Source organism: Vreelandella hamiltonii (assembly GCF_014651775.1).
In the GTDB taxonomy this organism is placed as follows: domain Bacteria; phylum Pseudomonadota; class Gammaproteobacteria; order Pseudomonadales; family Halomonadaceae; genus Vreelandella; species Vreelandella hamiltonii.
Genome location: NZ_BMXN01000006.1, coordinates 200733 through 223096 on the forward strand (window position 1 = coordinate 200733; position 22364 = coordinate 223096).

23 protein-coding genes and 4 tRNA genes are annotated in these 22364 nt (G+C 59.7%); 14 read left to right on the plus strand and 13 right to left on the minus strand.

All coding sequences use genetic code 11. The annotated features are described in order from the left end of the window. Positions 1-260 precede the first annotated feature (260 nt). Positions 261-962, plus strand: a complete 702-nt coding sequence (gene pyrF / locus IE091_RS07935) for an orotidine-5'-phosphate decarboxylase (protein WP_189463346.1) — start codon at positions 261-263, stop codon at positions 960-962. A 16-nt stretch (positions 963-978) separates the two neighbouring features. Here pyrF and lapB read toward each other — a convergent pair whose 3' ends face one another. The 3 genes from lapB to IE091_RS07950 all read right to left on the minus strand — a co-directional run bounded on the left by lapB (position 979) and on the right by IE091_RS07950 (position 2880). Further along, on the minus strand, positions 979-2178 hold the full coding sequence (gene lapB / locus IE091_RS07940; RefSeq protein ID WP_189463347.1) for a lipopolysaccharide assembly protein LapB: 1200 nt from the start codon (positions 2176-2178) through the stop codon (positions 979-981). Further along, a complete protein-coding gene (locus IE091_RS07945; RefSeq protein ID WP_039182525.1) occupies positions 2179-2484 on the minus strand; it encodes a lipopolysaccharide assembly protein LapA domain-containing protein in 306 nt (101 codons plus the stop codon). 99 nt (positions 2485-2583) lie between these two features. After that, complete coding sequence (locus tag IE091_RS07950) at positions 2584-2880, minus strand: integration host factor subunit beta (RefSeq protein WP_016914356.1); 297 nt, start codon at positions 2878-2880, stop codon at positions 2584-2586. Positions 2881-3102: 222 nt separating this feature from the next. Here IE091_RS07950 and IE091_RS07955 point away from each other — a divergent pair, with 222 nt between their 5' ends. Both IE091_RS07955 and IE091_RS07960 read left to right on the plus strand, forming a co-directional pair. Next, on the plus strand, positions 3103-3396 hold the full coding sequence (locus IE091_RS07955; RefSeq protein WP_039182528.1) for an FAD assembly factor SdhE: 294 nt from the start codon (positions 3103-3105) through the stop codon (positions 3394-3396). Beyond that, on the plus strand, positions 3356-3754 hold the full coding sequence (locus IE091_RS07960) for a hypothetical protein (protein WP_229800784.1): 399 nt from the start codon (positions 3356-3358) through the stop codon (positions 3752-3754). Before IE091_RS07955 ends, IE091_RS07960 begins: the two co-directional genes overlap by 41 nt. Here the strand turns inward: IE091_RS07960 and nadB are convergent. The 7 genes from nadB to uvrY form a co-directional block, all read right to left on the minus strand. Further along, positions 3751-5346 (minus strand): L-aspartate oxidase, encoded by a 1596-nt coding sequence (nadB, locus tag IE091_RS07965; RefSeq protein WP_189463349.1) that lies wholly within the window; start codon positions 5344-5346, stop codon positions 3751-3753. The two genes, IE091_RS07960 and nadB, sit on opposite strands and share 4 nt — an antisense overlap. A 186-nt stretch (positions 5347-5532) precedes the next feature. Continuing rightward, a tRNA-Leu gene (locus IE091_RS07970) sits at positions 5533-5619 on the minus strand. Between the two features lie 31 nt (positions 5620-5650). Further along, a tRNA-Cys gene (locus IE091_RS07975) sits at positions 5651-5724 on the minus strand. A gap of 26 nt (positions 5725-5750) precedes the next feature. Further along, positions 5751-5825 (minus strand) — tRNA-Gly (locus tag IE091_RS07980). Positions 5826-5911: 86 nt separating this feature from the next. Next, entirely contained in the window at positions 5912-6460 is a 549-nt protein-coding gene (gene pgsA / locus IE091_RS07985) for a CDP-diacylglycerol--glycerol-3-phosphate 3-phosphatidyltransferase (RefSeq protein ID WP_039182535.1), read from the minus strand. 100 nt (positions 6461-6560) lie between these two features. After that, positions 6561-8375, minus strand: a complete 1815-nt coding sequence (gene uvrC / locus IE091_RS07990) for an excinuclease ABC subunit UvrC (RefSeq protein ID WP_189463351.1) — start codon at positions 8373-8375, stop codon at positions 6561-6563. Between the two features lie 46 nt (positions 8376-8421). Next, a complete protein-coding gene (gene uvrY / locus IE091_RS07995; RefSeq protein WP_039182542.1) occupies positions 8422-9072 on the minus strand; it encodes a UvrY/SirA/GacA family response regulator transcription factor in 651 nt (216 codons plus the stop codon). A 173-nt stretch (positions 9073-9245) separates the two neighbouring features. Between uvrY and IE091_RS08000 the strand changes: the two genes are divergently transcribed. After that, positions 9246-9321: transfer RNA gene (locus IE091_RS08000), tRNA-Ala, on the plus strand. A 130-nt stretch (positions 9322-9451) separates the two neighbouring features. Here IE091_RS08000 and argF read toward each other — a convergent pair. Further along, complete coding sequence (gene argF, locus IE091_RS08005) at positions 9452-10372, minus strand: ornithine carbamoyltransferase (RefSeq protein WP_189463352.1); 921 nt, start codon at positions 10370-10372, stop codon at positions 9452-9454. A 220-nt stretch (positions 10373-10592) separates the two neighbouring features. Here argF and grxD point away from each other — a divergent pair, with 220 nt between their 5' ends. From grxD to IE091_RS08045, 8 genes are read left to right on the plus strand one after another with little or no spacing between them, the layout of a single operon-like run. Beyond that, a complete protein-coding gene (grxD, locus tag IE091_RS08010; protein ID WP_039182647.1) occupies positions 10593-10943 on the plus strand; it encodes a Grx4 family monothiol glutaredoxin in 351 nt (116 codons plus the stop codon). 32 nt (positions 10944-10975) lie between these two features. Beyond that, positions 10976-12889: a DNA polymerase III subunit gamma/tau gene (gene dnaX, locus IE091_RS08015; RefSeq protein ID WP_189463353.1), complete on the plus strand. Its 1914-nt coding sequence runs from the start codon at positions 10976-10978 to the stop codon at positions 12887-12889. Positions 12890-12927: 38 nt separating this feature from the next. Beyond that, entirely contained in the window at positions 12928-13254 is a 327-nt protein-coding gene (locus IE091_RS08020; protein WP_016914346.1) for a YbaB/EbfC family nucleoid-associated protein, read from the plus strand. A gap of 3 nt (positions 13255-13257) precedes the next feature. Then, positions 13258-13863 (plus strand): recombination mediator RecR, encoded by a 606-nt coding sequence (recR, locus tag IE091_RS08025; protein WP_081138363.1) that lies wholly within the window; start codon positions 13258-13260, stop codon positions 13861-13863. 51 nt (positions 13864-13914) lie between these two features. Beyond that, positions 13915-15048, plus strand: a complete 1134-nt coding sequence (rnd, locus tag IE091_RS08030; RefSeq protein ID WP_189463354.1) for a ribonuclease D — start codon at positions 13915-13917, stop codon at positions 15046-15048. Further along, positions 15045-15338 carry a YcgL domain-containing protein gene (locus tag IE091_RS08035; RefSeq protein ID WP_039182557.1) on the plus strand — a complete coding sequence of 98 codons (294 nt, stop codon included), beginning with the start codon at positions 15045-15047 and terminating at the stop codon, positions 15336-15338. Before rnd ends, IE091_RS08035 begins: the two co-directional genes overlap by 4 nt. A gap of 10 nt (positions 15339-15348) precedes the next feature. Continuing rightward, positions 15349-15930 carry an acyl carrier protein phosphodiesterase gene (locus tag IE091_RS08040; protein WP_189463355.1) on the plus strand — a complete coding sequence of 194 codons (582 nt, stop codon included), beginning with the start codon at positions 15349-15351 and terminating at the stop codon, positions 15928-15930. Positions 15931-15972: 42 nt separating this feature from the next. After that, positions 15973-16431, plus strand: coding sequence for a YcgN family cysteine cluster protein (locus IE091_RS08045; RefSeq protein ID WP_039182563.1), 459 nt, complete (start codon positions 15973-15975; stop codon positions 16429-16431). Positions 16432-16490: 59 nt separating this feature from the next. Here the strand turns inward: IE091_RS08045 and IE091_RS08050 are convergent, their stop codons facing one another. Together IE091_RS08050 and IE091_RS08055 are read right to left on the minus strand one after the other, a co-directional pair. Further along, positions 16491-16649: a hypothetical protein gene (locus IE091_RS08050; protein ID WP_189463356.1), complete on the minus strand. Its 159-nt coding sequence runs from the start codon at positions 16647-16649 to the stop codon at positions 16491-16493. Between the two features lie 181 nt (positions 16650-16830). Continuing rightward, positions 16831-20049: a putative bifunctional diguanylate cyclase/phosphodiesterase gene (locus IE091_RS08055; RefSeq protein ID WP_189463357.1), complete on the minus strand. Its 3219-nt coding sequence runs from the start codon at positions 20047-20049 to the stop codon at positions 16831-16833. A 246-nt stretch (positions 20050-20295) separates the two neighbouring features. On the opposite strand from IE091_RS08055, the gene IE091_RS08060 reads away from it, so the two are divergent. Together IE091_RS08060 and IE091_RS08065 are read left to right on the plus strand one after the other, a co-directional pair. After that, on the plus strand, positions 20296-21822 hold the full coding sequence (locus IE091_RS08060) for a methyl-accepting chemotaxis protein (RefSeq protein WP_189463358.1): 1527 nt from the start codon (positions 20296-20298) through the stop codon (positions 21820-21822). Between the two features lie 92 nt (positions 21823-21914). Next, a complete protein-coding gene (locus IE091_RS08065) occupies positions 21915-22265 on the plus strand; it encodes a chemotaxis protein CheB (protein WP_189463359.1) in 351 nt (116 codons plus the stop codon). The last annotated feature ends 99 nt before the right edge of the window (positions 22266-22364 follow it).

Here is a 22364-nt window from a genome sequence, read left to right on the forward strand (position 1 = left end):
AAGAGCCAAGCCTCCTTGATCGCCAGCATGACCGAATTGCTTGCGTCCTTAGTCAACTTAATCTTTTGGCGCGCCTCGCGCTGTAAGCCATTGCCGACAGTTTTTGTAATCCGTTTGCCATGAGGGATGTCGGTAATCGCTTACACAGCCGCGTGACGAGGGCTGTTACACTAGGCAAGCGGCAGACCGTCGCCCATTGAACGGGTTCGTGACAGACATGAACCTTTCCATTGTTGATCTAACGAGCACGGAGTAAGCGCGTGTCCACCGACTCACCTATCATCATTGCCCTTGATTACCCTTCGCTTGACGCGGCCCTGTGCATGGCTGACCAGCTCGATCCGGCGCGTTGCCGTGTGAAGGTCGGCAAGGAGCTGTTCACGCGCAGCGGCCCAGCAGTACTGGAGGCATTGCATGGTCGGGGCTTCGAGGTATTCCTGGACCTCAAGTTTCACGACATTCCCAACACCACCGCCAGTGCGGTGCAGGCGGCGGCAGAGCAGGGCGTGTGGATGGTCAATGTGCATGCCTCTGGTGGGCGCAAGATGATGGAGGCCGCGGCCCAGCGGCTGGCGGAGCATCGTTTGAAGACGCACTTGATAGCCGTCACCGTGTTGACCAGCATGCAGGAAGAGGATTTGGCCAGCGCCGGCGTGAGCGGCGGGATCGATGCCCAGGTGGATCGTCTCGCGGCGTTGACACATGCCAGTGGTTTGGCGGGGGTGGTGTGTTCTGCCCACGAGGCGGCACCTCTGAAGGCTCGGTATGGCGATGCCTTCCTCAAGGTGACGCCGGGAATTCGTCCCCATTTCGCTGCAGCCAATGACCAGCAGCGGATCATGACGCCTGCAGAAGCCATGCAGGCCGGTAGCACTCATCTGGTCATCGGCAGGCCGGTCACTCAGGCAGAAGACCCGATGGCGGCATTGGTCGCTATCGAAAGCGAGCTGGCGAGCGTCTGAGGCTGGATGCGAGCGGCTATTCGCCCTGAACGCCCGTGACGGGTTTGATGGTGCCCCAGCGTCGGCAGCTGGGGCACTGCCAGCTCAGGCTGTCGCTGTTGAAGCCGCAGCGGCGGCAGCGGTGACGATGTCGGTCGGATAGCAGCTGGTCAGTGTGGTGCTTGAGCAGCAGCAAGCGTGTGTCGGGAGAAGCTTTGCCGGACAGTTTCTCGCTTTCGAGATAAAGATCCACCAGATAGTCGAGGCCACCCAGGCTCGGCGCTTCTCGTAACCACGTGCCGATCCGTTCGATGGCGTTGTCGACTCCTTCTCGCTGGTGGATCAGGGCCCCCAGGGTAATCATGACGCTGGTGTAGGGGGCTTGCCCCAACAGCCGATACAGGTGGTTTTCCAGGCCGTCCAGGTCATCGTTGCGGGTATAGGCCCGTTGCAGGACCGGCAGCATGGTGGGGACGTGGGCGATATCCTGTTGAGGTATATGGTCGAGCCGCTCGATGGCCTTGTCATGATGGCCGTTTTCCATATCGAGTTCGGCCAACAGCAGGGTGGCTCTGACGCAGCACTCATCGAACTGCAGCGCTTTTTTCAGATGTTTGCGGGCCAGCGGGCGGCTTGCCTGGGCGATCTCCTGTTCTGCCAGTTCGCACAGCCAATGGGCGGCGGGTCGGCGCATGGCAGGTTGCAGCTTCATCAGGGGCTGGGCGGTCTCCAGCGCTTCATGCCAGTCGTTTTCTCTTTCCAGCAGGTCGATCAGCAGTCGGCGCGCTTCCAGGCACAAAGGCTCGCTGCTCGAGTGTTCGAGCACGCTGCGCAGCAGCCGCTGGGCGCGATCATGCACTCCCAGAGCGATGAAATCTCGCGCCAGCTCCAGTTGAACGTGTTCGTTGGTCTCTGCCGACAGGGCGGGGCGGGCCAGCAGGTTTTGATGAATACTGACGGCCTTGTCGGCTTCACCGCGAGCGCGAAACAGCTTGCCCAGGGCAATATGTGTTTCTGCCGTCTCGCTATTGATGTCGAGGGCATGAATGAAGGTGTTGATGGCTTCGTCAGGCTGCTCGTTGAGCAGATAGTTCAACCCGACGAAGTACTCTCGAGATAGATCGGGTGGGCGCGACAAAGGGGCCTGCCGCTGGCGCCTGGTCGCATGTCTGACCCCAAGCGCAAAGCCCAGCACAGTGGCGGTCAACAGCACGCCCAGCAGCACGGCATCTTGCATTTATGCCAGTTCCTTGAACTCCTGGGTGCGGAGGCGGTCGAGCTCCTTGCGCTGCTGCTTGTTGTGGCGTTCGCTACGCACCAGCTTGGCTCTCAGGCGTACGTACACGCCCAGCATGGCGATCATGCCGACCACCACACCCAGCGTCAGCGTTGCCAGCAGCCAGACCGACAGCGAGACGGCAGGCAGCTCTGTCCAGATCAGGTTCAAGGCAATGGTCTGCTGGTTGTTGACGGCAAAAAGAATGCCGACCAGCAGCACTATCAGTAGAATGATGGCCAGAATCAGCCCTTTGATCCAACGCATGTGTGTTTCCTGGTTAGTGGCGTTCGCGGTAGTGCTATTGTGTCTGAGTCTAAGCGTGACGTCATCCCGAAGAACGTCGAAGGGGGCGTTTGCTCAGGCTCAATAGCCCAGCGCTCGGCTGGCGTCTACCTGTTCCCGCAGCTCTTTGCCGGGCTTGAAGTGGGGGACATATTTGCCGTCCAGTTCTACCGGGTCGCCCGTCTTGGGGTTTCTGCCGGTGCGTGGCTCGCGGTAGTGAAGTGAAAAGCTGCCAAAGCCCCGTATTTCTACTCGCCCGCCGCTGGACAAGGCATCGGTCATATCATCCAGGATGATACGCACTGCCGTTTCGACTTCCTTGGCGGATAGCTCCGGTTGACGCATCGCGATTTGTTCGATTAGTTCAGACTTGGTCATCGGTTGGCTCCCTGCAAACGTTAAAGGCCGTTCTTGCGCATGCGACCTCGATACCATCGAAATCAGCATACTTCGCCAAACGGCATAAAACAATTCAGATAAAACAAGGTACTAGCTTGGTGAGCTCAAGGCTGAGTAACAGCATAGGCGAAGCCGGGCGCTGGCGCGACCCTGTCGCTCCGGTATACTGCCTTTTCATTCCCTTTACGTGGAGAAGTGGCGTTGAACGACGATACATCCCCAGCAGCTGTGCTGCGCAAGCGGCTCTATTGGCACTCCCGTCGTGGCATGTGGGAGTTGGACTTGCTGTTGATTCCGTTTCTGGAAGCACGCTTCGAGTCGCTCAGTCATGAGCAGCAACTGACCTATCAAAGGTTGATCGAAGAGGAAGACCAGGATCTGTTCGTCTGGCTGATGCACCGCGAGTGGCCGGAAGACCCGGAGTTGCGTCAAATGGTCCAAATGATCGTCGAACATGCAGAAACCACCGATAACGCTGCCTATCGTACGCTCTAACGTGGCCAGCGGCGTTCATGCAGCATTGTTGATGGGCTGCATGACGTTGCTGATGCTCCTCGTCAGCGCTGCTTGGATCGGGGTGGCCTTGGTGGTGGGGTTGGCGGTGTGGTGGGGCAGCCGCTGCCGTCAGCCGGCAGGAACATTGCAGCTCGTGCATACAGGGCAACACTGGGCGGCAAGCTGGTTGTTGCCTACTGGTGAACTGGGCCCCGAGCAGCCTGTGCGCTGTGACTATTTGGGGCCCTGGTTGGCGGGGCTGCGTGTCGGCAGCCAGCGTATCTGGATATGGCCTGACAGCCTGCCTGCCTCAGAGCAGCGCCAGCTGCGCCGCTGCCTGCACCGTCCCGGTCGTTAGCGCCTGGCGTTGGGCAGGTCGTCCAGCGTCAGTCGGGAAGGTTGGCTGTCTGGCTGGGCCGAGGGCCAATCGGTGGAGTAATGCAGGCCGCGTGACTCATGGCGTCGCAGGGCTGCCAGGGTGGTCAACTGTGCCAGGGCCAGTGCCTGGCCAAGCTGAAGGCTGTCGGGGTGCTGCCGCTCAGGATCCAGCGCTTTCAGGTTCTCCGCCATGTTCTCCAGCGCCGCATGGGCGCTGTTCAAGCCCTGCTCGCTGCGCACGATGGAAACATGCTGGCTCATCACGCTGCGCATGGCGTGGCGCAGCTCGTCGAGGGCGTTCCGATCCACCTTGATGTATGCATCAATGGGCCTGTCAGCTAGCGCTTCAGATAGTTGGCAAGGCGCCGTCTGCGGCTGGCTGAGCAGATGCAGGGCGCAGCTGCGGGCGTAGACCAGGCACTCCAGCAGGGAGTTGCTGGCCATGCGATTGGCGCCATGCAAGCCGGTATAGGCGGTCTCGCCGATGGCGTAAAGATTGGGCACGTCGGTTGCGCCTGCGCTGTTGGTGGCAATGCCGCCGCAGCTGTAGTGGGCGGCGGGCACGACGGGAATGGGTTCCCGGGTGATGTCGATGCCCCGTGAGGCGCAGTGGGCCAGAATGGTCGGGAAGTGGTGGCGTAGGTTGGTGTCGCCCAGGTGGCGCACGTCGAGCCAGACATGCCCCAGCGTGCCCCGCTGAATGTTGGCATCGATGGCGCGGGCCACGATGTCACGGGGGGCCAGTTCGGCACGCGCATCCAGCGCCAGCATGAAGCGCTCTCCCGCCTCGTTCAGCAGGTGGCCACCTTCTCCTCGCACGGCTTCGCTGATCAGAAACGCAGGGCCGTTGGGGTCGAACAGGCAGGTAGGGTGAAACTGCTGGAACTCCAGGTTGCACAGGGTGGCGCCCAGCTCGGCGGCCATCATCATGCCTTCTCCGCTGCTGGGGGCGGGGGTCGTCGTATGGCGATACAGGCCGCTGGCGCCGCCCGTTGCCAGTACGGTATGCGTAGCCAGCAGGTGGTGAAGATTGCCGCCGCTGTCGATGCCCAGTGCGCCCAGGCAGTGGCCAGAGGTGTTCTGGAGCAGGTGCAGAATGGTCAGGTCGCTGCGCTGGGTGATGTTGGGGTGGGCAGCGACTTTATCCAGCAGCGTATCTACCACGGCGCGGCCCGTGGCATCGTCGGCATGAATGATGCGTCTTGCGTTATGGCCGCCCTCGCGGGTGAGGTGAAAGGGGTAGCGGGCGCTGGGGTCAGGGTCTGGGGTGAACGGCACGCCATTGTCGATGAGCCACTGAATGGCCTGGGGGCCGTGGTCGACCGTAAAGCGTACGGCCGCTTCATCGCACAGGCCGTCACCGGCAATGAGCGTGTCCTGGACATGGTCTTCGAGCTGGTCGTCGGGTGACAGGACGGCAGCAATCCCGCCCTGGGCCCAGCGGCTGGCGCCTTTGTCGTCCTGGGCGGGGCGCACCAGCAGCACCGAGCGTTGGTCGGCCACTTCCAGTGCCAGCGTCAAGCCGGCGACGCCCCCACCAATAATGACGATGTCGGATGTTGACGTGCTCATTGGGCCCGCTCCTCCATGACTTACAAGTACAAGTGGGTGGCTAGCGTCGCCATCGTTCGCTCGGCATCATAGCGCGACTGGGGATGTCGGGCGATGCATCGACAACAGGAAGAGATGGTAGGCGGTGGCCAGACACAAAAAAGCCGCGTCGATCAGATGATCTCGCAGCGTCGTCGTCTTTCATATTGGTGCCCGGAGCCGGACTTGAACCGGCACGGAGTTACCTCCGAGAGATTTTAAGTCTCTTGCGTCTACCAATTTCGCCATCCGGGCAGTGTGTCGAAGAGATCGATACACTGGGAAATGGAGGCTGGAGTCGGAATCGAACCGGCGTACACGGAGTTGCAGTCCGCTGCATAACCACTCTGCCATCCAGCCTGACAAGTCATTGGATTGAACCAAATTGGAGCGGGAAAGGAGATTCGAACTCCCGACCCTCGCCTTGGCAAGGCGATGCTCTACCACTGAGCTATTCCCGCTTGACTCGAGGGCGAATTATACGCATCGCCCAGCGATTGTCAATCAATCAATTCGTTAAGTGCTTAAAAAAGCGAGCTTACCCTGCCTACATCGAACGACTGAGGTGCGGCCAGGCGGCGCGCAGGTACTGGATCATGGACCACAGGGTCAGGGTCGCTGCTGCATAAAGTATGACCACGCCCAGCAGCGCAACGTCGTGTCCGGGCGGGAAGGCGAGCAAGACGAGAATGGCGACCATCTGCAGCGTGGTCTTGAGCTTGCCGATCCACGATACGGCCACCATGCCGCGTTTGCCCATTTCGGCCATCCACTCCCGAAGGGCGGAAATGACGATTTCTCGACCGATGATGACCAGAGCGGGGAGCGTCAATACCAGCGTGTCGAAGCGCTCGATGAGCAGCGCCAGTGCCACTGCGACCATCAGCTTGTCGGCCACCGGGTCCAGAAATGCGCCAAACGGTGTCGATTGGTTCCAGCGGCGGGCAAGATAGCCGTCCAGCCAGTCCGTCACCGATGCCAGGGCAAACAGCCCGGCCGCCATCGGCATGCTCCAGCCAAAGGGCAGGTAAAAGAGCACTACCAGAAGTGGGATGAACGCGATTCGTGCCAGTGTCAGTATGTTGGGTATATTCATCGCAGGGCGCGATCCTTGCCGGAGAATCATGAAAGTCGGAATGTAATGTGCCCGGTCATTCTATCCCCCTTGGCGCATTGCATCCATGTTAACCACCGCTTTATCCGTTCAGAGTGACATAAATCGTCTCCGCCAGGGCGGCGCTGATGCCCGGCACCCGAGTGAGTTCGTCACGGCTGGCCTTTTGCACGCCCTGCAGGCCGCCAAAAAACTTGAGCAATTCGCGGCGCCGCTTGGGGCCGATGCCGGGAATGTCCTGCAGGGTAGAGGTGCGTCGCGCCTTGTCGCGTGCTGCTCGGTGCCCCGCGATGGCGAAGCGGTGCGATTCATCGCGAATATGCTGAATGAGGTGCAGGGCGGGAGAGGCTGGTGCCAGTACCAGCGGGTTGTCGCTACTTTCCAGAAACAGGGTTTCGAGCCCGGCCTTGCGGGTAGTGCCTTTGGCCACGCCCAGCAGGACGATGCCTGGCACCTGCAGGTCGGTCAGCACTTGCCGTGCCATGTTCAATTGGCCCTTGCCGCCATCCACGATCAGCACGTCAGGCGCAATGGCTTCGCCACTTTTGACGCGTTTGAGGCGTCGCGTGAGCGCCTGTTGCATGGCGGCGTAGTCGTCGCCTGCGGCCACGCCTTCGATGCGAAAGTGGCGGTAGTCGCTCTTGCGTGGCCCTTGGTGGTCGAACACCACGCAGGAAGCCACGGTGGCTTCGCCCTGGCTGTGGCTGATGTCGAAGCACTCCAGGCGCTCCGGCAGTGAGGGTAGCCCCAGCGCTTGCTGCAGTGACGTGAAGCGTTCGGTGAGCTGCGTGGTGTTGGCCAGCTGCGAGGCGAGCTGCTGTTCGGCATTGGTCATGGCCAAATGCTGCCACTGGGCGCGGTGCCCGCGCACCTGATGGGTCACGCGGACTTTTTTGCCCGCCTGCTGGGCAAGCGCGTCGGCAATCAGTGTGCCGTCTTCAAGCGGGAGATTGGTGATCACTTCACTGGGCACGCTGTGGGGTTGACCAAAATAGTATTGGCTGACCACTTCGGTGAGCAGTGCCTCGGGGGAAATATCCAGGTCGTTCTTGGGCATGTGATGTCGTGCACCCAGCAGGCGCCCATCGCGTACGCTGAGGATGGAGATGCCCAGCGCGCCAGGGCGTTGAGCCAGCGCGAAAATATCCGCATCGCCGCTCTCGTTGTCGACGAACTGGCGTTGCTGCATCTGGCGCAACTGCTGGATCTGGTCACGCAGGCGGGCGGCTTCTTCAAAGTTGAGCGTCCGGCTCGCTGCCTCCATCTCTTCGGTAAGCAGTTGTGTCACATGTTCGCTCTTGCCTTCCAGGCACATGACGGCATGGTCGACATCCCGCTGGTACTCTGGCTGTGAAATGTAGTCCACGCAAGGGGCGCTGCAGCGCTCGATCTGGTATTGCAGGCACGGGCGAGAGCGATGGGCGAAGACGCTATCCTCGCAGTTGCGGATACGAAAGATTTTCTGCATCAGGGTCAGGCTTTCCCTGACTGCGCCGCTGCTGGGGTAGGGGCCAAGATACTTGCCGTCACCGCGCCGCTGTCGGGCTCGCTTGTACTCGAGGGCAGGGTAGGGGTGGCGGTCGGTCACGAATACGAAAGGGTAGGATTTGTCGTCGCGCAGGAGAATGTTGTAGGGCGGACGTAGCTCCTTGATCAGGGTCTGTTCCAGCAGCAGCGCTTCGGTCTCGCTGCGCGTGACCGTGATCTGGATGTCGGCAATGCGCGAGACCATGGCCTGGGTCTTGGCATTGAGCTGGCCGCGAAAGTAGCTGGCCAGACGCGACTTGAGGCGCTTGGCCTTGCCAACGTAGAGCGCATTCTGCTGCTCATCCAGCATTTTATAGACGCCAGGAGAGGCGCTGACGGAGCTGAGGAACTGCTTGGCATCAAAGGACATGGCGTATCAACGGCGCTTCTTGTCGGCTGAAGCAGCGATGGTAGGTCTATCCCAGGATGGCGTCAAAGCCCTCGACCAGTCCATGGCGTAACGCCAAGTGGGTCAGCTCTACGTCAGTGGCTACCTGGAGCTTGTCAAACAGGCGGTAGCGGTAGGTGTTGACGGTTTTGGGGCTCAAGTGCAATCGGTCCGAAATATCCTGTACGCGCTGGCAATTGACGATCATCAGGGCGATTTGCAATTCACGATGCGAGAGGTGGCTGAAAGGGTTGTCTTCATCGTCGAAATGGGAGAGTGCCAGCCGCTGGGCGATTTCCTGGCTGACATAGCGGCGCCCGTGAAAGACCTGGCGAATGGCATCGGTCATTTCCGTTGCATCGGCACCCTTGCTGAGAAAGCCTGATGCCCCTGCTTCGAGCATGCGCCGCAAGACGCTGTCTTCCAGATGTGCCGTGAGGATGATGACTTTGACGTCCGAAAGCGTGCGGTAGATGCGGCGGGTCGCTTCCAGACCGCCAATGCCTGGCATGCGAATGTCCATCAGTACGATGTCAGGCTTCAGTTGTCGGCTCTGTGTGACTGCGTTCTCACCATCATCCACTTCACCCACGATCTTGATATCGCTCTCTTCGTTCAGGAGGTGGGCGATGCTGGTTCTCACCAGGTGGTGATCATCGGCAATTAAAACGTTGATCAAGGGGCTGGCTCCTGCAGGTAATCATCGTGGACTGGGGCGATACGCACGCTGCGTTGACATAGAGTGCCACAGCTCTTGGCAAAGGAGAATTAGTTAATGCTTGTTCACTTTAATTCTTGACCTCGCGCAAACCCTGGAGTAATATTCGCACCGCTGCCGCAATGGCAGCATGTGGGGCCTTAGCTCAGCTGGGAGAGCGCAACACTGGCAGTGTTGAGGTCAGCGGTTCGATCCCGCTAGGCTCCACCAAGATTTCGAAGCGCCGCGTATCTCACGCGGCGCTTTTTGTTTTGCCTGTCATGTAGCCTCTCATTTGAACTCCTTCTATTGCTGCGCTGCAATCGGCGCCCGTTCATGAGTGAGCGGGCGCCGCTGTGGGCTAGCCGTCGACCTTGCCCAGCAGCAGGAACTCGATCAAGGCTTTTTGTGCGTGCAGGCGGTTGCCTGCCTCTTGCCAGACCACCGAGCGCGGGTCATCGAGCAGCGTGTGGCTGATCTCTTCGCCGCGATGTGCCGGCAGGCAGTGCAAGAACAGGACGTCCGCGTTAGCGCTGTCGAGCATCGCTTCCGTTACCTGGAAGCCCGCAAAATCGGCCTCTCGCTTCGCCTGTTCCTGCTCTTGGCCCATGGAGGCCCAGACGTCGGTGGTGATCAGGTCAGCGCCTTGAGCGGCTTGCTGTGGGTCGCGCAACAGAGTGATGCAGTCGCCGGCGGCTTGCATGATGTCGTCGCGGGGCTCGTAGCCTTCCGGGCAGCAAATTCTCAAGTGGAAACCGAACTGGCGGGCAGCATTGATCCACGAGTGGCACATGTTGTTGCCATCGCCGATCCATACGGCGGTCTTGCCCTTGACGCTGCCGCGCAGCTCGGTCCAGGTCATGACGTCTGCCAGCAATTGGCAGGGGTGGTAGTCGTCGCTGAGCGCATTGATGACGGGCACGCTGCTGGCGCTGGCGTACGCTTCCAGCCCTGCATGGGAGAAGGTGCGGATCATCACCGCGTCGACCATTTCAGCCAGCACGCGGGCGGTGTCTTCGATGGGCTCGCCGCGGCCCAGTTGGGTGTCGCGCGGAGACAAAAACAGGGCGTGGCCACCAAACTGGGCCATGCCGGTCTCGAAGGAAACACGGGTTCGCGTGGAGGACTTCTCGAAAATCATTGCCAGAGTGCGGTTGGGCAGCGGCGTGTAAATCGGTCCGTTGGCCTTGAGGTCCGTCTTGATCTTGATGGCGCGCTGAATCAGATAGTCCAGCTCTTCAGGGGTCAAATCCAGCAGGGTAAGGAAATGGCGTGTCGCCATGGTGACGTCTCTCCGCGCAAAAACACCATCCTAGCGAGGCCGCAGGGGATGCGCAACGCAAGCGGCATGCGTAGAATATCCGCCACGCAATATGACCGAGTCGTTTGCTCAGGTATTGACCTGCAGGATCAAGACTGACGATGACCCGGTCGCAGGGTTAAAGCCAGTGGCCGAATTGCGTACACTGGAAAAGACCATATTTTTTATCGAGGAGCATCCCATGAGCACCACGGCTGACAATATCCAGCGTCAAATCACTGAAAACCCGATTCTCATCTACATGAAGGGTACGCCCCAGCTGCCGCAGTGTGGTTTCTCTGCGCAGACGGTTCAGGCGCTGATGAGCTGCGGTGAGCGTTTTGCTTTCGTCAACGTGCTGGACAATCCCGATATTCGTGCCGAACTGCCCAAAATTGCCAACTGGCCCACCTTCCCACAGCTGTGGGTAGAAGGCGAGCTGGTCGGCGGATGCGATATCGTGATGGAAATGCACCAGAGTGGCGATCTCGAGAAGTTGATCAAGGAAGCTGCCCAGCGTGCAGGCGCTGCTGAAAACGGCACTGACGCCTAATCCAAGAACAGCGCCCAAGGAAGTTTTGCTCCATGAGCTATCAGGTTCTGGCCCGTAAATGGCGGCCACGCACATTCCACGAGCTTGTGGGGCAGGCCCATGTCCAACGCGCCCTGGTCAATGCTCTTGACCAGGGGCGTTTGCACCACGCGTACCTGTTCACCGGCACGCGTGGCGTCGGCAAGACCACCCTGGCACGGATATTGGCCAAGTGCCTGAACTGCACCGCCAATGGGCGTGGTGACGAGGGCGTCACGTCGACCCCTTGTGGCCAGTGCCCCAGCTGTGAGGCGATTGACCAGGGGCGCTTCGTCGACCTGATCGAAGTCGATGCCGCGTCGCGAACCAAGGTCGAAGATACCCGCGAGCTGCTGGACAACGTTCAGTACGCGCCTACCCAAGGGCGTTACAAGGTGTATCTGATCGACGAGGTGCACATGTTGTCGACCAGCAGCTTCAATGCGCTGCTGAAGACACTGGAAGAACCCCCGCCCCACGTCAAGTTTCTGCTGGCAACCACCGACCCGCAAAAGTTGCCTGCCACCGTACTCTCCCGGTGCTTGCAGTTCACTCTGAAGCACATGCCGCCTGAGCGGGTGGTCGAACACCTGAGCTTCGTGCTGGGTGAAGAAGGCGTCGAATACGACGAGAGTGCGCTTTGGCTGCTGGGCAAAGCCGCTGCGGGCTCGATGCGTGATGCCATGAGCCTGACCGATCAAGCCATTGCTTTTGGTCAGGGGGCGGTACGCCATGGCGATGTTGCGGCCATGCTGGGTACGCTGGATCATCGCCACGTACTGGCGCTGGTAGAGGCGCTGGCGAACGTGGACGTTCAACAACTGCTGCAGGAGGTTGCTCAGCTCGCCGAGCAGGGGCCGGACTTTGCCGCCGTGCTGGATGAGCTGACCGCCATTTTGCACCGGCTGGCCGTTGCCCAGATGGTGCCTGACGCGGTGGATAACAGTCACGGTGACCGCGCCCAGATTCAGCAGCTTGCCGGGCGCTTTACCGCCGAAGATCTGCAGCTTTACTACCAGATCGGTATCCAGGGAAGAGGCGACATGGTGCATGCGCCCGACTTGCGCAGCGCGCTGGAGATGACGCTGTTGAGGATGCTGGCGTTTCGCCCGCAGGGGGTTCCAAAACCACCCACGGTGCCGCTGCCGCTGCGTCGTGAACCGGTCATTGAGCCCGCGGCCGAGGCTGCGGCCGTTGAGAGCGAGCCAAAAAAGCCTGAGCCTGCGCCGCCCGCTGCGCAGGCTGCACCGCCGCAAACACCTGTTGCGCGGGTATCTGCTGAGCCGCCCCAAAACGTATCAGAGAGTCGCCCGCCAGAAAGTAACGTTGCTGTGGCACAGCCAGCAGAGGAGCCGCCCCCCTGGTCGCTTGACGAAGTGAATCAGGCCGCCATGCTTTCGCCAGAGCCAGAGCCAGAGCCAGAGCCAGAGCCAGAGCCAGAGCCAGAGCCAGAGCCAGAGCCAGAGCCAGAGCCAGAGCCAGTTCATCAAGCGTCGATGGTTTCCTCGTCATCTTCGCCCTCGTTGGAAGGCCCGTTGGATCAAGCCGGGTGGCTGGGCTGCTTTGATGCGTTGGGCCTGGGGGGGCTGACGCGTAACCTTGCGGCACACTGTCAGGTGGAAAGCGATGATGGCGCTACGCTGGTGCTGCGTCTGGACCCATCGCAGTCGGCCATGCAGGCTGAGGTGCACAACCAACGCATCGAGCGCGCGTTGAACGGGATTGGGCTGCCCAGAAAAGTGCACTTCAAGGTAGCGGCGCTGGACACGGGAATCGAGACCCCGCGGCAGCAGGAAGAGCGTCTCCAGCAGGAGCGACATGCCGAAGCGGTTGATCTACTTTATCGTGACCCCAATATTGAGAAGTTACTTCACGCTTTTGGGGCTACGCTGATTGAGTCGACGGTAAAACCCGCATCGCACTCTTGACCCCATCACTTCAGTCATATCACTCAGGAGATCACCGCATGTTCAAAGGCGGAATGGGCAACATCATGAAGCAAGCCCAGGAAATGCAGGAAAAAATGCAGCGCGCTCAGGAAGAGGTCGCCAAGGCAGAAGTGCATGGTGAGGCTGGCGCTGGCATGGTGAAGGTCGTCATGAACGGCCGCCACGATGTGATCAGCGTGGCCATCGACCAAAGCGTCATGGAGGAAGACAAGGAGTTGCTGGAAGACCTGCTGGCTGCGGCCGTCAACGACGCTGTGCGCAAGGTAGAAGCCAACTCGAAAGCCAGAATGGAAGAGGCGACGGCGGGCCTTAACCTTCCGCCCGGCTTCAAGATGCCGTTCTGATCCATGCGCTTTTCCCCCCTCGTAGAGCAGTTGATGGATGCGTTTCGTGTGCTGCCCGGCGTTGGGCCCAAGACGGCCCAGCGCATGGCGATGCACCTTCTGGAGCGTGAGCGCCCCGGCGGGCAGCGGCTTGCCGAGGTGATCTTGCGTGCCATCGAAGACGTGGGTTATTGCCAGCACTGCCGCACGCTGACCGAGGCCGACATATGCGCCTTGTGCGAGAGCCCGCGCCGCGACGACAGCTTGCTGTGCGTGGTCGAGTCGCCAGCGGATCAGCTCGCCATCGAAGAGGCGGGCGGCTTTCAAGGTCGCTACTTCGTTCTGCATGGTCACCTTTCACCCCTGGACGGTGTAGGCCCTGATGCCTTGGGCTTGGCGCTATTGGAAAGCCGAGTGGCCGAAGGGCACATTCGCGAGATCGTGCTGGCCACCAACCCCACGGTAGAAGGCGAGGCGACGGCGCATTACATAGCAGCCCAGCTTGCTCAGTACGGTGTGGCGTTTTCTCGCCTCGCCTACGGTGTCCCGATGGGGGGGGAACTCGAGTATGTGGATGGTGGCACCTTGAGTCGTGCCTTTAACGGTCGTCAGCCTTTTGCTAGCGATTAAGTCGGATAAAACGCAAGCGCCAAGGCGGTTGTGACAACCTGGAAGACCGAATTGTCCTCTTCAACCTCCTCCTTGTATCAATGGATCGACAACGCCGAGGCGTTGGATGCCGCCTGCCAACAGGTGGCCAGTGCAGAGGTCATTGCACTGGATACCGAGTTTTTTCGTGAAAACACCTTCTTTCCCGTGCCTGCACTGATCCAGTTTGCCGCAGGGGAAAAAGCGTACCTGGTGGACCCGCTGGTGACCCCTTGTACGCCCGCTTTCAAGGCTCTTCTGCAAAGCCAGGTGCCTAAGCTGCTGCATGCTTGCAGTGAAGACTTAGAAGTATTTCAGCACTGGGCAGGAACGCTTCCGACGCCGCTGATCGATACCCAAGTGGCGCAAGCGTTTCTGGGAGAGAACCCGGGAATGGGGTATCAGAAGCTGGTGGAGCACTGGATAGGTGACACGCTGCCCAAGGAAGAGACTCGCTCCAACTGGTTGGAGCGGCCTTTGACGGCTTCTCAATGCGAGTATGCGGCGCTGGACGTGACCTACCTGCTTCAGGTCTGGAAGCGCCAGGCCATCCAGTTGGCTGAGTCAGGGCGGCTTGGCTGGGTCGAGGAAGAGTGTGCATCACTCATCGAACAAGCGGGTCGTGACGAAGAGAGCGACGGCCAGTGGTACACCCGCCAGCGTCAGCTTTGGCGCCTGACGCCACGCCAGCTGGAAGCCTATCGTCTGATGACCATCTGGCGAGAAGGCGAAACCCGGCGGCGTGACCTGCCACGCAACTGGCTGGTCAGTGACAAGCTACTGTTTGCCGTGGCCGAAAAAATGCCTGCAAATCGCTATGAACTGGCAGAGGTAGAGGGCGTCAAGCCACCACTGGTCAAGAAAGAGGGCGATGCCTTGCTGGGGTGGGTGAAGCAGGCGCAACACTGTGCTGAAAGCGCCCTGCCTGCCCGCTGGCCTGACCCCATGCAGCCGCCCTTCAAGCGACGCTTCAAGGCCATCAAACAGGTCGTGGCGGACAAAGCGGCGGCCTTGGGGATTGCGCCGGAAATGCTGCTTCGTCGTCGTGATATCGAAGCGCTGGTCATGCAGGCCATGGCCGGCGAGCCGCTTGATGAACTGCACGGTTGGCGCGGAGTTTGCCTGGGTCAGGACCTTCAACGAGCCTTAGAGGAAGCGTCGGAATGAGCGAGAAGCTACTTTGCGAAATTTTCAGAAGCTCACGAAAAGAAGAGATGTACCTTTACGTGGACAAGCGCAAGGGCATGGTAGACGTGCCCGAGGCCTTGATGGCGACTTTCGGCAAGCCCGTCCCGGTGCTGACCATGATCCTGACCGAGGAGAAGTCATTGGCACGCGTGTCCGCCCGCGATGTCATGGCGGCCATTGAAGAGCAGGGGTTCTACCTGCAGATGCCCCCCGCCAAGGAGCCGTACCTGCTGGACCTGCACCGCGCTGAATCTGCCAGCCGCTCGTGATGATGCCAGAATGAATTTTTTGGCCCATGCCTGGCTGGCACGCCCCGGCAACGATGGTTTTCTCTATGGCAACCTGATTGCCGATGGGGTCAAGGGCAGTGATCTCTCCGGCTGGCCGGCCAGCGTGGCGGACGGCATTCGCCATCACCGCCGTGTGGATACCTGGGTGGATCAGCACCCTCGGGTACTGGCTGCGCGTCAACGCGCGCCCAGGCAGCAGCGCCGCTATGCCGGTATTGCCCTCGACCTGGTGTGGGATCACTTCATTGCCCGGCAGCAAGCGGGTGAGCGGCAGCATCAGCTCATCGAGCGCTGTTATCAGCTGCTGTCGGCCAGGCCTGCTCCCCAACGGTTGGCCACCATGATGCCCGTACTGGTCGAACAGGACTGGCTGCGCCGCTATGCGGATTTCGATTTCACCTGTCAGGCCGTGGCAGGCATCGGCAAGCGGTTGACAGGCCCGAACCGTTTGGCCGAGCTGGTCCCCTGGCTATACGATGATTACGCCCTTCTTGAGGATGACTTCAGCGTGCTGTGGCGCGAATGTCAGGCGCACTTGACCAGCAGCGGCAACGATACCAGCGCCCATTGATCGGCGTCGGCGATCATGCACCTACCCGAGAGAGAACCGAACATGGAAACCACGTTGCGTGAGCGCTTCTGGGAGCGCTACTCGCTGGAGGAGTTGACCGCGCCAGAGTGGGAAGCGCTCTGCGATGGCTGTGGCCAGTGCTGCCTATTGAAGCTGCATGACGATGACACTCAGGAATTGGCCATTCTGAACGTTGCTTGCCGCCTGCTGGATCTACACAGCTGCCAATGCAGTGATTACGAGAATCGCTTTGCCAGCGTGCCGGACTGCACGCAGCTGACGCCAGCGCTGGTAAAAGAGTTTACCTGGCTGCCGCATACTTGTGGCTACCGTCGGGTGGCCGAAGGGCGCAAGTTGGCGGGATGGCATCCCTTGTTGAGCAATGACGCCGAGCGCGTGCATCGCAAAGGTGTAAGCGTCAGAGGCTTTGCGGTATCGCAGGATGAGGTGCCGGAACGGCATCTCGAAGAGCATATCATTGCGGTCATTCCCATGACCTGACTGCCGACCAACACGCAATGCGCTGCCATCCATGGCAGGGCTGACACCGCTGGCTCACCTTATCGTGTGCTGGCGGTTTTGTTTTTGGCGCTATCCCAGATGGTGAAGAACATCTCTCTCAGCGGGGTGCGCGATGCCTGGGGAGCGGCTTTGGGCTGAGGTGCGGAGGCCTTGGTAGGGGTGTCCCAGATAGTGAGAAATTGTTCCTGATATTTCATGACAGACTCCTGATGGAGAGATGGTTTTAGACGTTGGTCTATAAGACGTAGGGCGAGTATGCCCAAAGAAAGGCGTTTTGAAAAGTGTTTTTGGAAAATGTTTTCATAAAAAATTATCGGCATAAAAAAGCAGCGCTGAGCGCTGCCTTCAGGAAAAAGTCGTCAGGAGGCTATCTTATTGTCAGCCTTGGCGTTCTGTCAGCCATGACTTCAGCGTGTCGAACGGCATGGGCCTGGCCAAAAGATAGCCTTGCAATACATCGCAGCCCAGCAGCAACAGCTGCTGTTGCTGGGCGTCTGTTTCGATGCCTTCGGCGACCACGGTCAGATCCAGGTGGTGTGCCAGCGCGATGATGCCTTGGACCACGGCGGCATCCTTGCGGTGGTGGTCGATGTTCATGATGAAACTGCGGTCGATCTTGATCTTGTCGATGGGCAAGTGGCGAAGGTAGCTCAGGCTGGAAAAGCCGGTGCCAAAGTCATCGATGGCGATGCTGACGCCCAGCTCGCGCAGCGCATTCAGCGTCTCGATGGCGGCTTCCGTGTCGTTCATCAGGATTCCCTCGGTCAGCTCCAGTTCCAGCGAGCCAGGGGGGAGGCCGGTTTCTGCGAGGGTCTGGCGGAGGGTGTTCAAGAAGCTTGGCCGATGAAACTGCAGCGGCGAGAGATTGATGGCCACGCGCGGCTGCCCAGCGAGAAGGGGGCGCAGCAGGCAGAAGTCTCGCGCAGCGCGCTCCATGACCCAGGCGCTTAAACCAATGATTTGCCCCGTCTCCTCGGCAATGGGGATGAATAACCCAGGGGAAATGGCGCCCTTTAATGGGTGATTCCAACGTACCAGGGCCTCGAAACCGTGTACCTTCCCATCACGCGTCAACAGCGGCTGATAATGCAGTTCGAACTGCTCTTGGGCCATGGCCTCTTGCAGCTCGTTGCGCAAGGTCACCCGCTGGGTCAACTTGTGATTGATATCATGGGTAAAGGTCTGTTGAGTATTGCGGCCCTGCTGTTTGGCCTTGTACATGGCCATGTCGGCTTGCTGCAGCAGCGCGGCAGGCTGTTCCAGCGTTTCGTCGCTCAGGGCGACCCCGATACTGGCTGAAAGATACAGCTCGTGGCGATCGATGCGATAGGGTTTGGCCAACTCCACCAGCAGCCTTTCCGCGACCTCTTCCGCGTCCCTTGCGTTGACCAGATCGGGTAACAGCAGGACAAATTCGTCCCCGCCCAGTCGACATAGCGTATCGGAGGGGCGAATCATGGCTTCCAGCCGCTTGGCGACGTGAATCAGCACTTTATCTCCCACGGCATGACCCAGGGTATCGTTGATGGGCTTGAAGTCGTCCAGGTCGATGAAGAGTACCGCAAGCTGCTGCTGGTGGCGCTGGGCCAAGGCAACGTCGTGACGTAAGCGATCCTCGAACAGGGCTCGGTTGCCCAACCCCGTCAGGGCATCGTGGGTCGCGTGAAAGAGCAGCGTTTGCTGGTGGTTATGGCGCTCGATGGCCAGGCGCATCAGGCGAAGAGCACTGGCCAGCAGTGAAGGGGAGCTTTGGGCGCCGGGATCGGGTGAGGTCACGTTGGCATGCTTCGATAGCAGCACCACCGCTCCCAGTGCATGGCTATCGCTGCCATCCAGCAGGTGCAATGAAGCGCGTCGATAGCCATATTCCGATAACAGCCTGGAAAACTCTTCTGCAGACGGCTCGTCGAGGCTCCATGCCACGGTGGAGCGTTGCTGCAATTGCAGCTCGCTAGCCAGGCGCATCAGGCTTTCGTTGAGGCTGGGGTCGCTCTGCAACGCGGCGGGGAGGCTGGCCGAAAGCAGTTCTATTCGGCGTGCTGACGATGGTTCCAGGCGCCAGATGGCGACCTCCCACTGAGGATTCTGGTGCTCCAGCAGGCGGCATATTTGCAGTAGCGTTGCGCTGTACGGCTCGTCGCGTGCAATCATGGCCTGGATCCGATGCTGGTCCTCCAATGCCTCCTTTGCTTGGGTAAGCTCGACAGAGCGCTGAGCCCGAGCGGCCATCAGGGCTAAACTGAGCACCAGCTGATAGGTCAGCAAAAGCCCGGAAATTCCCACGCCTGCGGCAATGAAATTGCCCAGTTCGAAGCTGGCAGAACCTCTTGGCCACAGGCTCAGGTGGAGAGCCGTGTCCTCTGGCAGGAGCAGTATTTCTTCACTGAGCGGAGTGCCTTCATGGTGATCAGGGTTCGAGTCCAGGCCCCGCAAATTGACCATTTCCCCGTTGTCATGCGAAATGCTCAGGGCAAACGCCTGTTCTGCGATGGTGGTTTCTTTACCGATCAAAAAGTCGATATCTATCATGACGACGAGCTGGAATCGTGGCTCGCTGGAAGGCATCAGTGCCAGGAGCGCGATATCGGGTCTGGCTGCGTCGGGAAGCAGCCATTGTTCGGTAGCACGCTGCTGATTCAGCCAGCGCAGCACTGTTGGCTTTGTCAGTTGCTCATCCAGCCAGAGTAGGTCATTTCCCTGTTGGGCTCTTCGCCACGTTTCTCGTGAGGAAGGGTCAAGGTAGGCCATGGCCAAGAAACTGGGGTAATCATTCCAGTAACGAACCACTTCGCGTTGACGAGAAGACGCATCGATAAAGACCCCTTGCCATCGTTCAGCCAAGCGTTTCAGTACCAGTGCGCGCGATGTCAGCGCTCTCTCCACGCTCGTCGTGACACTCTCCAGGATATGGTGCGCCTCGGTGCGCACGCTCTGATGCTGGTTCCAACTGATCAGAAACCAGCTGGCCATGCTGATGCTGACACCCAGAAGCCCGGCCAGGACGGCGGTCTTGCTGAGCGAGGTGGTCAAGTGAGGAATGTGGCGGCTGACCATGATCATGGCCAGGCCAAAGGAGAAGCAGAGCAGACCTGGCAAGAGGGCGCTGGCTCTAGGTAGCCAGTGGGGCAGTGCGGCCCCCGCCTGGTCTGCCAAGGTGATGATGCCGATGACCCAGAGCAGGATGCCGCCGGTTTGCCACATGCGCCGTTGCCAGCCGCCAACAGGGCCAACCCATAAACAAAAGGCGGCCAGGGTCAGCGTCGGCAATGCCTGGGAAGGTAAACGGGGCTGTCCCGTCAAGAGCGACAGCCCTGACGTGCCCGCCAGGAGATTATGCGCCAGTGTATACAGGCACAGCAGTAGCAGTGATACCGACGTCACCCGCCGCCAGTAGGCAAGATTGGCCATCACCGCACTCAGGCCCAGTCCGGATAGCAGGATCACCAGTGCGCTATCCGGAAGGATGGCGAGTGCCTGGGGTTGCGGCAAATGAGGGATGACACCGAACAGCAGGCTGGCCCCGCCGATGATGACAGTGGTCGCCAGTAGCATCAGCAGCCCTGTTTGCAGGGCCAGCTCACGATTGTGTACATCCATTGGGTGTGTGTCTTCTGAAGCAGGAGGTGGAAGTATTGTGAGTCTTATTATGCTGCGGGAGAGCCGGAGAGGTGAAGCAGCGGCTTGGCCAATTCAGTGTAATCTAATAGTGGTAAAGTGTGACAAATCTGTAAAGCAGAGTATTGAAAAAGTGTTACAAGGTTTCTATAGTCCGATTATCAGGCCGTCCCCCTCGGTCTGCTCCCCTCATCCTCGCCTGACCCTTGTTCCCACAGAAGGAGACTCATGTCTCGACAGCTTTTCGCACGTCATATTGCCCATGCCGACCGTCTCATGTGGCTGCCTATTGGTTTGATAGGCGCTCTGTGCCTTATCGTTGGGTCGTTTACCCAAACGCTGTGGATCGCCATCGCCTACGCGTTGGCCACGCTACCCTTGGCCGCCTGGTTACAATGGAAGTGGCCTGGGCTCATTTTCAACGGTTTCATCAAAGCGGCGGTCATGATGGGCTGGGCGGCCGTGCTCATCGAGCAGAGTGGCGGTCTGATCGAGGCGCATTTCAGCATCTTCATCCTGCTGGCCGCACTGATTCTCTACAGCGACTGGCGGGTGATTGCCTTCGGTGGTCTCGTGGTAGCACTGCATCATGCGGCGTTCAGCTGGTTGCAACACCTGGGGTACGTGCATCTCTACAGCGGTATGGTGGGGAGTGGTCACGATCATGATCATTCGGGCGCTGAGCTGGTCGCCTGCCTGTTGATGCACGGTGGTGCGGTGGTAGTGCAGGTCGGCATTCTGGGCTACTTGGCGAAAGTGCTGTCGCGCACGGTGGCTGAGGGCCTGCATGTCACCCGCTTTGCTCACAAGGCAGGCAAAGGGCATCTGGATACTACCTTTACTCCCCAGCAGCAGCGCTTGCCCGCCGTGGCCGCGGTGTTGACCATGCGTGATCAGGTCGCAGGCAGCTTGCACAAGACCCAGGCGGCCGCTCAGGCGGCTTCCCAACTCAGTGAGCAGCTGTTTTGTGCTCAAGATACGCTGAGTGAACAGATTGCGCGCAATGTCAGCCAAACGGAAAAAATCTCCACCAATGCCACCCAGCTTGCGGGCCTCACCCGCGATACGGCCATGGAGTCTCAACATGTCCGCCGACTTGCGCAGGACGCGCAGGCCGCCATGGAGGAGAACGACCGTCAGGTAAATGCCCTGCAGGATATGATGCATCAGTTGGCCCAACAGGCAGATTCCATAAGCAGCATGCTGGCTGAAATTGACCACATTACCTTTCAAACCAACCTGCTGGCTTTGAATGCGTCAGTGGAAGCCGCCCGTGCTGGTGAGCAAGGCCGGGGCTTTGCGGTGGTCGCTAGTGAGGTACGTAAACTGGCAGGCAATACGCAACAAACCGCTGAGCGTATTCGAGGCAATGTGGAAGACATTACCCGACAGACTGCCAGTGGCGTTACCCAGAGCCAGGCGGCCAGTGCGACCACGCATCGGCTGGAGGCCTCGTTTGCGGAAGTCGCTCGACGGCTGGGTAGTATAGACGGTGCGCTACAGCAGCAGCACCAAGGTATTGATGCCCTGGAGCACAGTGTTACCGAAATCCATGATGCACTGGAACGCTCCAATCGTTCGGTCAGTGATGCCCATGAGATGGCCGAGAAGCTCTCTAACACCGCAGACACCCTGTTGGAAGCCGTGAGTGGCTTCCACCTCCCGCCACTGAGGGTGTCAGGAAGCGTGGCTTCACTTTCTGTAACGCCTCGAACGGCACTTGCCGAAAAGGACTTCATCGCCGATAAACAGTAATAGCGTTAATGGTTTAATGGCGGGTGACGTATTGCTTTGTTGCCAAGCTGTGTAGACTGTCGAAACGCCTCACCATGATTCAAAGGAACGCCATGACTGCTGCAACGCCAGCGCCAGTATCACCGCTTGTCGTGGGTATTGGCGCCTCTGCGGGTGGGCTCGAAGCCATTACCAGGCTGATACGCCCCCTGGATCCTGCGCTACCGCTGGCGTATGTGGTGCTGCAGCATGTCTCTCCTGCCCACAAAAGCATGCTGGTGGATATTCTTGCGCGTGAGACCCGGTTGCGGGTGACGCGTCTGGAGCATCAGCAGCGCCCGGAAGCCGGCGTCATCTATGTGGTGCCCGCCAACATGAATGCGACGATAAGAGAGGGCGTGTTTTACACCACACCCGCGTTGCCTCATGTCGTGCCCAAGCCCTCAATCAACGATTTCTTGTAACTATTCAGCACCGGTTGGCTGAGTCGGGGCTTCTTGCTGCATGAAGGCTGGCACCTCCCCCGCAAACAGTTGCTCCAGTGCGGTATGCGCCGCCACCCC